Annotated in this window: 11 protein-coding genes and 2 tRNA genes; 11 read left to right on the forward strand and 2 right to left on the reverse strand. The window is 69.0% G+C overall.

The genetic code is table 11. The features are described 5' to 3' along the window. Nucleotides 1-215: 215 nt before the first annotated feature. Nucleotides 216-410: a hypothetical protein gene (locus ACWCV3_RS03005; RefSeq protein WP_030814126.1), complete on the forward strand. Its 195-nt coding sequence runs from the start codon at nucleotides 216-218 to the stop codon at nucleotides 408-410. Between the two features lie 68 nt (nucleotides 411-478). On the opposite strand, the gene ACWCV3_RS03010 is transcribed toward ACWCV3_RS03005, so the two are convergent. Further along, nucleotides 479-549 (reverse strand) — tRNA-Gly (locus tag ACWCV3_RS03010). A 170-nt stretch (nucleotides 550-719) separates the two neighbouring features. Between ACWCV3_RS03010 and ACWCV3_RS03015 the strand changes: the two genes are divergently transcribed. The 5 genes from ACWCV3_RS03015 to clpX all read left to right on the forward strand — a co-directional run bounded on the left by ACWCV3_RS03015 (nucleotide 720) and on the right by clpX (nucleotide 5,405). After that, nucleotides 720-796 (forward strand) — tRNA-Pro (locus tag ACWCV3_RS03015). Between the two features lie 174 nt (nucleotides 797-970). Then, nucleotides 971-2,353: a trigger factor gene (gene tig / locus ACWCV3_RS03020; protein ID WP_451217480.1), complete on the forward strand. Its 1,383-nt coding sequence runs from the start codon at nucleotides 971-973 to the stop codon at nucleotides 2,351-2,353. 260 nt (nucleotides 2,354-2,613) lie between these two features. Further along, nucleotides 2,614-3,219 (forward strand): ATP-dependent Clp protease proteolytic subunit, encoded by a 606-nt coding sequence (locus ACWCV3_RS03025; protein ID WP_030814130.1) that lies wholly within the window; start codon nucleotides 2,614-2,616, stop codon nucleotides 3,217-3,219. A gap of 63 nt (nucleotides 3,220-3,282) precedes the next feature. Next, on the forward strand, nucleotides 3,283-3,948 hold the full coding sequence (locus ACWCV3_RS03030) for an ATP-dependent Clp protease proteolytic subunit (RefSeq protein WP_451217483.1): 666 nt from the start codon (nucleotides 3,283-3,285) through the stop codon (nucleotides 3,946-3,948). Nucleotides 3,949-4,118: 170 nt separating this feature from the next. After that, nucleotides 4,119-5,405: an ATP-dependent Clp protease ATP-binding subunit ClpX gene (gene clpX, locus ACWCV3_RS03035; protein WP_451217486.1), complete on the forward strand. Its 1,287-nt coding sequence runs from the start codon at nucleotides 4,119-4,121 to the stop codon at nucleotides 5,403-5,405. A 57-nt stretch (nucleotides 5,406-5,462) separates the two neighbouring features. Here clpX and ACWCV3_RS03040 read toward each other — a convergent pair whose 3' ends face one another. Then, on the reverse strand, nucleotides 5,463-6,485 hold the full coding sequence (locus tag ACWCV3_RS03040) for a hypothetical protein (protein WP_451217489.1): 1,023 nt from the start codon (nucleotides 6,483-6,485) through the stop codon (nucleotides 5,463-5,465). Nucleotides 6,486-6,622: 137 nt separating this feature from the next. On the opposite strand from ACWCV3_RS03040, the gene ACWCV3_RS03045 reads away from it, so the two are divergent. From ACWCV3_RS03045 to ACWCV3_RS03065, 5 genes are all read left to right on the forward strand, one after another. Further along, nucleotides 6,623-9,247 (forward strand): valine--tRNA ligase, encoded by a 2,625-nt coding sequence (locus ACWCV3_RS03045; RefSeq protein ID WP_451217492.1) that lies wholly within the window; start codon nucleotides 6,623-6,625, stop codon nucleotides 9,245-9,247. Between the two features lie 335 nt (nucleotides 9,248-9,582). Beyond that, the gene (gene folC, locus ACWCV3_RS03050) at nucleotides 9,583-11,097 is read left to right on the forward strand and encodes a bifunctional tetrahydrofolate synthase/dihydrofolate synthase (protein WP_451217495.1); all 1,515 of its coding nucleotides are present in this window, start codon (nucleotides 9,583-9,585) and stop codon (nucleotides 11,095-11,097) included. Nucleotides 11,098-11,109: 12 nt separating this feature from the next. Further along, a complete protein-coding gene (locus ACWCV3_RS03055) occupies nucleotides 11,110-11,475 on the forward strand; it encodes a DUF4233 domain-containing protein (protein WP_451217498.1) in 366 nt (121 codons plus the stop codon). Between the two features lie 61 nt (nucleotides 11,476-11,536). Then, nucleotides 11,537-11,950, forward strand: coding sequence for a nucleoside-diphosphate kinase (gene ndk, locus ACWCV3_RS03060; RefSeq protein ID WP_451217501.1), 414 nt, complete (start codon nucleotides 11,537-11,539; stop codon nucleotides 11,948-11,950). Nucleotides 11,951-12,292: 342 nt separating this feature from the next. Then, nucleotides 12,293-13,312 (forward strand): rod shape-determining protein, encoded by a 1,020-nt coding sequence (locus tag ACWCV3_RS03065; RefSeq protein ID WP_020940056.1) that lies wholly within the window; start codon nucleotides 12,293-12,295, stop codon nucleotides 13,310-13,312. The last annotated feature ends 17 nt before the right edge of the window (nucleotides 13,313-13,329 follow it).

Consider the following 13,329-nt stretch of genomic DNA (forward strand, 5'->3'; position numbering starts at 1 on the left):
GGGTAGGGAAATGATGTTGGGCAATTACTGTCCCCATCGCCCCTGGTGAGGCGTCGATTCGGCGGTTCGGCCGGCCCCCGCACCGGAGCGTCCGCCCGACGATGTGTCACGAGCCGCATACAGAGGGCTGGTTGGTGGCACGATGGTTCTGGCGGAGGTGTGCTGCACGGTGCCTCCAGGCCGGGAGAGCGAACCGACCGAGGGTGTGATCAGTTGTGGCCATTTCACTGTCCGTGGTGCTGCTGTTGGCGATCATCCTGGTGGTGTTGATGCGAGGGGGGAACATCAAGGCCGGCCCGGCCATCGTGGCGATCCTCTTCGGCTTCTTCCTCGCCTCCACCGGGATGGCGCCCTCCATCAGCCGCTTCCTCAACTCGATAGCGGAGATGGTCAACTCCATCAGCTTCTGAGGCTGAGGGCGCGTGAACGACTCAGGGGCCCGCGCCGCCGTGACGGCGCGGGCCCCTGAGTGGTGAAGAGCGGGCGACGGGAATCGAACCCGCGTAGCTAGTTTGGAAGACTAGGGCTCTACCATTGAGCTACGCCCGCGAGAGCGCACCGCGCGTCGGTGACCGCGGTACTGGAGGCATCGTAGCGGAGCCTCCGGCGTGCGGGCGAACCCGCCGGTTCGCCCGAGGTGTCTCCGGCGCGGCACCCGGTACCCCGCGCGACGCCGCGACGTGCCCCTGCGGGGCATGTACCCTACGACTCGCACCAGACGGGGTGTGGCGCAGCTTGGTAGCGCGTCCGCTTTGGGAGCGGAAGGCCGTGGGTTCAAATCCCGCCACCCCGACCACTGCCTCACGGTGTCGTGAAGATCGCCTTTTGGGGCCCTGACCGGCTGCGGTTACTATGCAGGTTGCGCGCCCGTGTGTCCGGCCTCATGGCCTGCTACTCCTCCGGGCGGCTATCCGCCGGGGCTGTCTGGCTCCGGCAGAACCCAAGAAGTCAGCCACAAGGAGACCGAACCGTGAAGAGCGCCGTGGAGACCCTGAACCCGACTCGGGTTCGGCTCACTGTCGAGGTGCCCTTCGAGGAGCTCAAGGACAGCCTCGACGCGGCGTACCAGAAGATCAACCAGCAGGTCACGGTGAAGGGCTTCCGCAAGGGCAAGATCCCGGCCCGCGTCATCGACCAGCGGTTCGGTCGTGGTGCGGTGCTCGAGGAGGCCGTCAACGACGCGCTCCCGAAGTTCTACACCGAGGCGGTCAACGAGGCCGAGCTGACCCCGCTCGGCCAGCCCGAGGTCGACATCACCGAGCTGAAGGACGGCGAGACGCTGAACTTCACCGCCGAGGTCGACATCCGCCCGGCCCTGGAGATCCCGGACTACTCCGGCATCGAGGTCGAGGTCGACGCCATCGAGGTCAGCGACGAGGACGTCGAGAAGTCGGTCGAGCAGCTCCGTGAGCGCTTCGCCTCGACCTCCCCGGTCGAGCGCGCCGCCGAGGACGGCGACGTCGTGACGATCGACCTGGAGGCCAAGGTCGACGGCGAGGTGCTGGAGGACGGCGTCGCCAGCGGCGTCTCCTACACCATCGGTTCCGGCGAGCTGCTCGACGGCATCGACGAGGCCGTCAAGGGCCTGTCCGCCGGCGAGGAGGCCACCTTCACCTCCGAGCTGAAGGGTGGCTCCGCCGCCGGCCGCGAGGCCGAGGTCACCGTCAAGGTCACCCAGGTCGCCGCCCGCGAACTGCCCGAGCTGGACGACGACTTCGCGCAGCTCGCGTCCGAGTTCGACACCCTGGACGAACTGAAGGCCGACAGCACCAAGCGGCTGGCCGACATGAAGCAGTTCGACCAGGCCACCCAGGCCCAGGAGCGCGTGCTCGACAAGCTCCTCGAGCTGGTCGAGGTCCCCGTCCCCGAGAAGCTCCTCGAGGACGAGGTCAACACCCGCAAGCACAACCTGGAGCACCACCAGCTCGGCCAGATGGGTCTGACCCTCGACAAGTACCTGGAGATCCAGGGCAAGACCGCCGAGGAGTTCGACACCGAGACCCGTGAGGCCGCGGTCAAGGGCATCAAGACCCAGTTCGTCCTCGACGAGCTGGTGAAGAAGGAGAACCTCGGCGTCAACCAGGAGGAGCTCACCGAGCACCTCATGCGCCGCGCCGCCTCCTCCGGCATGTCCCCCGACCAGTTCGCCCAGGCCGTCGTCGAGGGCGGCCAGGTTCCGCTGCTCGTCGGTGAGGTCGCCCGCGGCAAGGCGCTGGCCGTGGTCGTCGAGGCCGCCACCGTCAAGGACACCAACGGCGAGATCGTCGACCTCGACGACGAGGACGAGGAGACCGAGGAGACCACCGAGGTCACCGAGGCCGCCGAGGCCGCCGACGAGAAGACCGAGGGCTGAGTCCCCGGTACGTCCGCCTGACGACAGGCCCCCGGAAGCGAGTCTTCCGGGGGCCTGTCGCATCACCACACAGCACTACGCCCCCGGCGAACACCTGCTTCCACGGGATTCTCCGGGGGGACCAGAGCGTTAGGGTCCATGAATACGAGGGGCAGGGGAGCCCACCGGACCCCCCACGAAGCCCCAGCAGGACCACGCAGGACAACGTGAGACGGCCCGGCGCCGTCGTAAGACGAGCAGGTGGATACGTGACGAATCTGATGCCTACCGCCGCCGGCGAGCCCTCCATCGGTGGTGGCCTCGGCGACCAGGTCTACAACCGGCTGCTGGGCGAGCGGATCATCTTCCTCGGCCAGCAGGTCGACGACGACATCGCCAACAAGATCACCGCCCAGTTGCTCCTCCTCGCCGCGGACCCCGAGAAGGACATCTACCTCTACATCAACAGCCCCGGCGGCTCGGTGACGGCCGGCATGGCGATCTACGACACCATGCAGTACATCCCGAACGACGTGGTCACCATCGCCATGGGCATGGCCGCCTCGATGGGACAGTTCCTGCTCACCGGCGGCGCCGCCGGCAAGCGCTTCGCGCTGCCGCACGCGGACATCATGATGCACCAGGGCTCCGCGGGCCTCGGCGGCACCGTCTCGGACATCAAGATCCAGGCCGAGTACCTGCTGCGCACGAAGAAGCGCATGTCCGAGCTGACCGCCGAGCACTCCGGCCAGACGGTGGAGGCGATCATCCGCGACGGCGACCGCGACCGCTGGTTCACCCCCGAGGAGGCCAAGGAGTACGGTCTCATCGACGAGATCATCACGCACGCCTCGGGTGTACCGGGAGGCGGCGGCACCGGCGCCTGACCGGTCACCCCGCACGCACGCCACCGACAGCTCCCAGCACGCCACCAGGACGGTGAACACCCCATGAGCAACTTCCCCGGCGCCGCCAGCGGCATGTACGAGGGCCCCCGCCCCGACAGCCGTTACATCATCCCGCGCTTCGTCGAGCGCACTTCCCAGGGCGTCCGCGAGTACGACCCGTACGCGAAGCTCTTCGAGGAGCGCGTGATCTTCCTGGGCGTCCAGATCGACGACGCCTCGGCCAACGACGTCATGGCGCAGCTCCTGTGCCTGGAGTCGATGGACCCCGACCGGGACATCTCCATCTACATCAACAGCCCCGGCGGTGACATGACGGCCCTCACGGCCATCTACGACACCATGCAGTTCGTGAAGCCGGACATCCAGACGGTGTGCATGGGCCAGGCCGCCTCGGCCGCGGCCATCCTGCTCGCCGCCGGCACCCCCGGCAAGCGCATGGCGCTGCCGAACTCGCGCGTGCTGATCCACCAGCCGGCGGGCTCGACCGGGCGCGGTCAGCTCTCCGACCTGGAGATCATCGCCAAGGAGTTCACCCGGATGCGCGAGCAGCTCGAGGACATGCTCGCCAAGCACTCGAACCAGCCGATCGACAAGATCCGCGAGGACATCGAGCGCGACAAGATCCTCACGGCCGAGGAGGCGCTCGAGTACGGCCTCGTCGACCAGATCATCTCCACCCGCAAGATGAACAACGAAGCGGTCCGCTGACCGCGGTTGCGCACTTCCGGGCCTTCTTGGCAGGGTGCACGTCAAAGTGAACCCTGCCAAGGGGGGCCCGAACACGGGGCCCGGCAAGGTACCGTCGACATAAGGCAGCACCAGGAGTCGTTGGACCCGTTCCGTGTCCAGTCGTCTCCCAGGCGAAGGGGAAGCACACCGTGGCACGCATCGGTGACGGCGGCGATCTGCTCAAGTGCTCGTTCTGCGGCAAGAGCCAGAAGCAGGTCAAGAAGCTCATCGCAGGTCCCGGTGTGTACATCTGCGACGAATGCATCGATCTCTGCAACGAGATCATCGAGGAGGAGCTGGCGGAGACCAGCGAGGTGCGCTGGGAGGAACTCCCCAAGCCCCGTGAGATCTACGAGTTCCTCGAGAGCTACGTGGTCGGCCAGGAAGCGGCCAAGAAGGCCCTCTCCGTCGCGGTGTACAACCACTACAAGCGCGTCCAGGCCGGGGAGAACGGCGGCGGCCAAGGCCGCGAGGACGCCATCGAGTTGGCCAAGTCCAACATCCTCCTGCTCGGCCCCACCGGTTCCGGCAAGACGCTGCTGGCGCAGACCCTGGCCCGCATGCTCAACGTCCCGTTCGCCATCGCGGACGCCACCGCGCTGACCGAGGCGGGCTATGTCGGCGAGGACGTCGAGAACATCCTGCTCAAGCTCATCCAGGCCGCCGACTACGACGTCAAGAAGGCCGAGACGGGCATCATCTACATCGACGAGATCGACAAGGTCGCCCGCAAGAGCGAGAACCCGTCGATCACCCGCGATGTGAGCGGCGAGGGCGTCCAGCAGGCGCTGCTGAAGATCCTGGAGGGCACCACCGCCTCGGTGCCGCCGCAGGGCGGACGCAAGCACCCGCACCAGGAGTTCATCCAGATCGACACGACGAACGTGCTGTTCATCGTGGGCGGTGCCTTCGCCGGCCTGGAGAAGATCATCGAGGCGCGGGCGGGCGCGAAGGGCATCGGCTTCGGCGCCACCATCCGCTCCAAGCGCGAGCTGGCGTCCAAGGACATCTTCGAGGACATCATGCCGGAGGACCTGGTGAAGTTCGGGATGATCCCCGAGTTCATCGGCCGTCTCCCGGTGATCACCTCGGTGCACAACCTCGACCGCGAGGCCCTGCTCAAGATCCTGGTCGAGCCGCGCAACGCCCTGGTCAAGCAGTACCAGCGGCTCTTCGAACTCGACGGTGTCGAGCTGGACTTCGAGCGCGAGGCGCTGGAGGCCATCGCCGACCAGGCCATCCTCCGCCAGACCGGCGCACGCGGCCTGCGCGCCATCATGGAGGAGGTGCTGATGTCGGTGATGTACGAGGTGCCGTCCCGCAAGGACGTCGCCCGCGTGGTCATCACGGCCGACGTCGTGCACTCCAACGTCAACCCGACGCTGATCCCGAGGGACTCCCGCGGGCGCGGCCAGGGCGAGCAGAAGACCGCGTGACCCGAAGCGCATGAAAGAGGGCCCCGGCCGGCCGGCCGGGGCCCTCCTTGCATCCCGTCACGCCTTGACGCGCACCGCCGAGCGGAACTTGGCGGTCAGCTCCGCGTCCCGCGCCGGGTCGCTGCTGCGGCCGGCCGCCAGGGTGGCGATGTCCATCGGCATCACGAAACCGACGGTGCTGTGGTCGCCCCACACGCAGAAGGAGAACGTCATCTCCTTGGGCACGCCCTCGCCGCTGCCCGACGTGTCGCCCTTGGCCTGCTGGCACTTGAGGACCGCGCCCCCGAGCCCCTCCGGCTCGTACCGCTTCGGCTCACCGATCAGGTCGTACTTGTGCTCGGCGTCCTTGCTGCTCTGGTCCTTCATGTAGGCGAACAGCCCGTCGACCGTCTTCCCCGGGTCCGCGATCCTGCCGTACACGCCGCCGAACTCGATGATCTTCTTGCTCAGCGGGTTGTCCACGTTCCCGGCCGCGTACTCGGCGCTGACGTCCTTCGGGTCCTCGACGCCCCAGTTCTCGGCGTCCTTCAGGTCGTCCTTGGTCATCGCGCCGTTGTCGCTCTTGCCCTTCTTGTACTCCGAGAGCACCGTCGAGGGTGTGACCAGCTTGTGCGGGCCGTCGTCGGCCACGTCGCCGCCACCGCTGCCGCTGGTCATCAGGTAGACGCCCACCGCCACGGCGGCCACCACGGCCACGGCGCCGATGATCAGCCCGTTCCGCCTGGAGTTGTTCCGGCCCTGCACCGGCGGCTGCGAGCCGTAGGGGGCCTGCGGGGGCTGCTGTCCGTAGGGGTTCTGCTGCGGCTGGCCGTAGGGGCCCGGCTGCTGGGGCACGCCCTGCTGCTGCGGGTACCCGTAGGGGGCCTGCGGCGGAGCCGGGGGACCGGGCGGGGGCGGCGACTGCGGGTAGCCGTAACCGGGCTGGGGCGCCTGCGGGGGCTGACCGTAGGGTCCCGGTTGCCCGTAGGGGCCGGGCTGGGCCGGGGGCTGCTGCCCGTAGGGGCCGGGCTGACCAGCCTGACCGTAAGGACCCGGCTGCGGGGGCTGTCCGCCGTACGGGCCCGGCTGGTTGCTGCTCATGGCTGGGTTCCCCTCCAGATGTTCAGGTGTTGCCGCCATCCTTGCCCAGGTGCGGAGAACAGGTGGCACCGGGGGCCGCACCGTTACAGAACAAACGCGTTTCGGGAGCACCCCGCGGCACCTCTAAACTGACCCCCGTGACCGAGAACGCTCAGCAGCAGCCATCAGCGCCCGAGACCGAACTGCCGACCCAGTACGCGCCGGCCGACGTAGAGGGGCCGCTGTACGAGCGCTGGGTGGAGCGGGGCTACTTCGAGGCCGACGAGAAGAGCGACAAGCCGCCCTTCACCGTCGTCATCCCCCCGCCCAACGTCACCGGCAGCCTCCACCTGGGCCACGCCTTCGAGCACACCATCATCGACGCCCTGACCCGCCGCAAGCGCATGCAGGGCTACGAGACCCTGTGGCAGCCGGGCATGGACCACGCCGGCATCGCCACCCAGAACGTCGTCGAGCGCGAGCTGGGCAAGGAGGGCAAGTCCCGCCACGACCTGGGCCGCGAGGCGTTCGTCGACCGCGTCTGGCAGTGGAAGGGCGAGTCCGGCGGCCAGATCTCCGGCCAGATGCGCCGCCTCGGTGACGGCGTCGCCTGGTCCCGTGAGCGCTTCACCATGGACGAGGGCCTCTCCAAGGCCGTCCAGACCATCTTCAAGCGGCTCTACGACGACGAGCTGATCTACCGCGCCGAGCGCATCATCAACTGGTGCCCGCGCTGCCTCACCGCGATCTCCGACATCGAGGTCGAGTACCAGGACGACGACGGCGAGCTCGTCTCCATGAAGTACGGCGAGGGCGACGAGACGATCGTCGTCGCCACCACCCGCGCCGAGACGATGCTGGGTGACACCGCCGTCGCCGTCCACCCCGAGGACGAGCGGTACAAGCACCTCATCGGCAAGCTGATCAGGCTCCCGCTGACCGACCGTTCCATCCCGGTCGTCGCCGACGGGCACGTCGACCCCGAGTTCGGCACCGGCGCCGTCAAGGTGACCCCGGCGCACGACCCGAACGACTTCGAGATCGGCCAGCGCCACGACCTGCCGTCCATCACCGTCATGGACGAGCACGCGGTCATCACCACCCCCGGCCCCTTCCAGGGCCTGGACCGCCTGGAGGCCCGCTCCGCCATCGTCGCCGCGCTGCGCGCCGAGGGCCGGATCGTCGCCGAGAAGCGGCCCTACGTCCACTCGGTGGGCCACTGCTCGCGCTGCAAGACCACCATCGAGCCGCGGTTGTCCATGCAGTGGTGGGTCAAGGTCGGCCCGCTCGCCAAGGCCGCCGGTGACGCCGTCCGCGACGGCAAGGTCAAGATCCACCCGCAGGAGATGGAGAAGCGGTACTTCGACTGGGTCGACAACCTCCACGACTGGTGCATCTCGCGCCAGCTCTGGTGGGGCCACCGCATCCCCGTCTGGTACGGCCCCGACGGCGAGGTCGTCTGCGTCGGCCCCGACGAGCAGCCGCCGGCCGGCGAGGGCTGGCACCAGGACACCGACGTCCTCGACACCTGGTTCTCCTCCGGTCTGTGGCCCTTCTCCACCCTGGGCTGGCCCGAGCAGACCGAGTCGCTCGCGAAGTTCTACCCGAACTCCGTCCTGGTCACCGGCTACGACATCCTCTTCTTCTGGGTCGCCCGGATGATGATGTTCGGCCTCTACGCGATGGACGGCACCCCGCCGTTCCACACCATCGCCCTGCACGGCATGGTCCGCGACCAGTTCGGCAAGAAGATGTCGAAGTCCTTCGGCAACGCGGTCAACCCGCTGGACTGGATGGACAAGTACGGCTCCGACGCGCTCCGCTTCACCCTCGCGCGCGGTGCCAACCCCGGTGTCGACGTCCCGATCGGCGAGGACTGGGTCCAGGGCTCGCGGAACTTCGCCAACAAGATCTGGAACGCGACCCGGTTCGCGCTGATGAACGGCGCGACCGTCGAGGGGCCGCTGCCGGACGCGTCCGCGATGTCCGCCACCGACCGCTGGATCCTGTCCCGCCTCAACTCGGTCGTGGCCGAGGTCGACGCGCACTACGAGGACTACCAGTTCGCCAAGCTGTCGGACGCGCTGTTCCACTTCGCGTGGGACGAGGTCTTCGACTGGTACGTCGAGCTGTCCAAGACGACCTTCCAGGCGGGCGGCGAGGCGGCCGAGGTCTCCAAGCGGGTGCTGGGCGAGGTCCTCGACGTCACGCTGAAGCTGCTGCACCCGGTGGTCCCGTTCGTCACGGAGACGCTGTGGACGACGCTGACGGGCGGGGAGTCGCTGGTCGTCGCCGACTGGCCGAAGGACTCCGGGTTCCGTGACGCGGCCGCCGAGCGGGAGATCGAGTCGCTCCAGTCGGTCATCACCGAGGTCCGCCGCTTCCGCGCCGACCAGGGGCTGCAGCCCGGTCAGCGCGTCCCGGCCCGCCTCACCCTGACCGGTACGGCGCTCGCCCCGCACGAGGCGGCGATCCGCCAGCTCCTGCGGCTCCAGCCCGAGGGTGACGCCTTCACGGCCACGGCCACCCTCCCGGTCGCCGGCGCCGAGGTGGCGCTCGACCTCTCCGGCACGATCGACGTGGCGGCGGAGCGCAAGCGCCTCGCCAAGGACCTCGCCGCGGCGGAGAAGGAGAAGGCCGCCGCCACGGCCAAGCTCGGCAACGAGGCGTTCCTCGCCAAGGCCCCGGACGCGGTCGTCGACAAGATCCGCGGCCGCCTGGCCAAGGCCGAGGAAGACATGCGTCGCCTCCAGTCCCAGCTGGACCGCCTCCCGCAGGCGTGAGTGAACGAGGCCCCCCGGTGTCCGCTCGGCGCCGGGGGGCCTTCGCTTGCCCGTGGCGCCGCGGTGGTGCCGCTGCGCCCACCCGTGCCGCCCCAGCGGCACGACTGCCCGCAGCCAGGGCCCCTCGTCCGGATCATGCCGGGCTCGCGGGGACCGGTGCCTGATCCGAACGAAAGACCCCGGGCGGGCGGGGTGGGCACGACGAGGTGGGTGGCCGATCCAGCGCGGCTCGGCCGCAGCTCTCCGGGGGCGCGGGGAACCGCGCGGCCGGCCACGACGGCGCCGCACTCGGACCACCACACGCGCGACACCACCCCCTCCGTAGACTGGGCGACGTGAGTGACTCGCCCGGTAACAACGACACGCCCGACCCCCTCGCCGACTTCGACGACATCGTCGCCGAGGAGACAGACCGCGACCCCGACCTCGCCGTGATCGAGGCCGGCAGCCGCACCCTGCGCACCCAGGGCGGCCCGCCGGAGGCCGACGTACCGGCCCGGCCCGAGGACCCCGAGGTGGACCGCGCCCTGCGCGAGGTGGAGACCGAGCTGGCCACCCGCTGGGGCGAGACCAAGCTGGAGCCGTCCGTCACCCGGATCGCCGCACTGATGGACGTGCTGGGCGACCCCCAGCGCTCGTACCCGTCCATCCACATCACCGGCACCAACGGCAAGACCTCCACCGCCCGCATGATCGAGGCCCTGCTCGGGGCCTTCGAACTGCGCACCGGCCGCTACACCAGCCCTCACGTGCAGTCGGTGACCGAGCGCATCAGCCTGGACGGCGCCCCGGTCAGCGCCGAGCGGTTCATCGAGACGTACCACGACGTCAAGCCGTACATCGAGATGGTCGACACCGCCCAGGAGCACCGCCTCTCCTTCTTCGAGGTGCTCACCGGCATGGCGTACGCCGCCTTCGCGGACGCCCCCGTGGACGTCGCCGTGGTCGAGGTCGGCATGGGCGGGAGCTGGGACGCGACCAACGTGATCGACGGTGACGTGGCCGTGGTCATGCCGATCTCGCTGGACCACACCGACCGCCTGGGCGGGACGCCCGAGCTGATCGCCACCGAGAAGGCCGGCATCATCAAGCCGGACTCGACCGTGATCATGGCCCAGCAGCCGGTCGACGCGGCCCAGGTACTGCTGAAGAAGGCCGTCGAGGAGAACGCCACCGTGGCCCGCGAGGGCATGGAGTTCGGCGTGGTGGACCGCCAGGTGGCCGTCGGCGGCCAGTTGCTCACCCTGCGCGGACTGGGCGGCGAGTACCCCGAGGTCTACCTCCCGCTGCACGGCGCCCACCAGGCGCACAACGCGGCCGTCGCCCTCGCCGCCGTCGAGGCGTTCTTCGGTGTCGGTGCCGAGCGCGCCGAGCCGCTGGACATCGACACCGTGCGCAAGGCGTTCGCCGCCGTCTCCTCGCCGGGCCGGCTGGAGATCGTCCGCCGGTCCCCGACCGTCGTGCTGGACGCCGCGCACAATCCGGCCGGCGCCGAGGCGACCGCCGAGGCGGTGCGCGAGTCGTTCGACTTCAGCCGGCTGATCGGCGTGGTCGGCGCGAGCGGGGACAAGAACGTGCGCGGGGTGCTGGAGGCGTTCGAGCCGATCTTCGCGGAGGTCGTCGTCACGCAGAACTCCAGCCACCGCGCGATGGACGCCGACGAACTGGCCGGTATCGCCGTCGAGGTGTTCGGTGAGGACCGGGTCCAGGTCGAGCCCCGGCTGCCGGAGGCGCTGGAGGCCGCGATCACGCTTGCCGAGGAGGAGGGCGAGTTCGCCGGTGGCGGCGTACTGGTCACCGGTTCCGTCATCACGGTGGGCGAGGCGCGCCTGCTGCTTCGGAAGGGCTGAGGTAAACCGCTCGTGCGTACGCTCTGTTCGTCGACGCTGATCGGCGAGTTCTTCGTCATCGGGTTCGCCGGTCTGGTCGCCATGAAGGACCCCTCGCTGGCCATGTCCACGGTGTGGTGGGTCTGCGGGGTGGCCATGGTGCTGTCCGTGCTGCTCTGCGGCATGGTGACCCGGCCGGGCGGCGTCGCCCTCGGCTGGGCCCTCCAGCTCGCCCTGATCGCCTCGGGCGTCTTCGTGCCGATGATGTACTTCATGGGCGCGGTCTTCGCGGCCCTGTGGTGGGCCTCGGTCCACTACGGCCGCAAGGTCGACCGGGCCAAGGCCCGCTTCGCGGCCGCCGCCGAGGAGGGCTCCTCCCCTACGGCTGACGCTGCGTGACGAGGGCGCGGACGCGACCTGTAGCCTCGTGCCACCGCACGTCAGTCGTAAGGAGCCTTCCGTGACCCAGCGCACCCTCGTCCTGCTCAAGCCCGACGCCGTCCGGCGTGGCCTGATCGGCGAGATCATCGGCCGTATCGAGCGCAAGGCCGACTGGCGGATCGCCGCGCTGGAGCTGCGGGAGCTGGACCGGGGCACGCTGGAGCAGCACTACGGCGAGCACGAGGGCAAGCCGTTCTACGAGCCGCTGGTGCAGTTCATGTCCTCCGGCCCCGTCGTCGCGATGATCGTCGAGGGGGAGCGGGTCATCGAGGGTGTGCGGCAGCTCGCCGGCCCGACGGACCCGATCGCGGCGGCCCCCGGTTCCGTCCGGGGCGACTTCGGTGTCATCGTGCGCGAGAACCTGATCCACGCCTCGGACTCGGAGGAGTCCGCCGAGCGCGAGGTGAAGATCTTCTTCCCGGGCCGTGACTGACCGGTGCGGTGCGGGCCCGTCCGGGCCACGCCGTGAGGAGTTTCAGGGAATTTTTTTCTGAGGGGTCGTCAGTCCCTCCGGATATCCCGCCGCCGGACGGCCGTACCATTTCGGCCGTCCCTCGGCATATGCCTTGCCGTTCGGGGGAACGCATGCCCCCGATGGACCGTCTCCACAAGCGAGGCGGCGCACCATCTGCTGACAATGGGCGAAGACCCTCGCGCGGTGATCGTGCAGGCGCGTCTACGATGGAAGCCTTCACGTCACCGCACCCACCTCGCCGACCTGAAAAGCCCTCAAAGGCTTCCAGGGAAGGCCCGTCGAATCCTGATGGGGAACTCAATGTCGTTCATCGGCCGTGACATGGCTGTCGACCTCGGGACCGCCAACACGCTGGTGTACGTCAGGGGTCGCGGGATCGTACTCAACGAGCCGTCCGTCGTGGCGATCAACACCAACACCGGTGGAATCCTCGCGGTCGGCGCCGAAGCGAAGAAGATGATCGGCCGCACGCCGGGCAACATCGTGGCCGTGCGGCCGCTGAAGGACGGCGTGATCGCCGACTTCGAGATCACCGAGCGGATGCTCCGCTACTTCATCCTGAAGATCCACAAGCGGCGGTATCTGGCCCGGCCCCGGGTCGTGGTCTGCGTGCCCTCGGGCATCACCGGCGTCGAGCGACGCGCCGTCATCGAAGCCTCCTCCCAGGCGGGCGCCCGCCAGGTGCACATCATCGAGGAGCCCATGGCCGCGGCCATCGGCTCCGGCCTGCCGGTCCACGAGGCCACGGGCAACATGGTGGTGGACATCGGCGGCGGCACCACGGAGGTCGCGGTCATCTCCCTCGGCGGCATCGTCACCGCCCAGTCCATCCGCGTCGCGGGTGACGAACTGGACAACGCGATCATCCAGTACATCAAGAAGGAGTACAGCCTTCTGCTGGGTGAGCGGACGGCCGAACAGATCAAGATCACGATCGGTTCGGCGTACGACCTCGACTCCGACGAGCACACCGAAGTCCGCGGCCGGGACCTGGTGTCCGGGCTGCCCAAGACCGTCGTCATCTCCGCGGCGGAGGTGCGCAAGGCGATCGAGGAACCGGTCAACGCGATCGTCGACGCCGTCAAGACGACCCTGGACAAGTGCCCGCCGGAGCTGTCCGGCGACATCATGGACCGGGGCATCGTGCTGACCGGCGGCGGCGCCCTGCTGCGCGGCCTCGACGAGCGGCTGCGCCGGGAGACCGGCATGCCGATCCACATCGCCGAGGACCCGCTCGACAGCGTCGCGCTCGGCTCCGGCAAGTGCGTCGAGGAGTTCGAGGCACTGCAGCAGGTGCTCGACGCCCAGCCGCGCCGATGACATGACACTTCGATTCC

This window comes from Streptomyces sp. NPDC001781 (genome assembly GCF_053596035.1).

What these genes read in the sequence shown, in the direction of transcription:
- ACWCV3_RS03030 (WP_451217483.1), top strand. Translation starts at nt 3,283, where the DNA reads ATGAGCAACTTCCCCGGCGCCGCCAGCGGCATGTACGAGGGCCCCCGC.
- ACWCV3_RS03025 (WP_030814130.1), top strand. Translation starts at nt 2,614, where the DNA reads ATGCCTACCGCCGCCGGCGAGCCCTCCATCGGTGGTGGCCTCGGCGAC.
- ACWCV3_RS03040 (WP_451217489.1), bottom strand. Translation starts at nt 6,485, where the DNA reads ATGAGCAGCAACCAGCCGGGCCCGTACGGCGGACAGCCCCCGCAGCCG.
- ACWCV3_RS03065 (WP_020940056.1), top strand. Translation starts at nt 12,293, where the DNA reads ATGTCGTTCATCGGCCGTGACATGGCTGTCGACCTCGGGACCGCCAAC.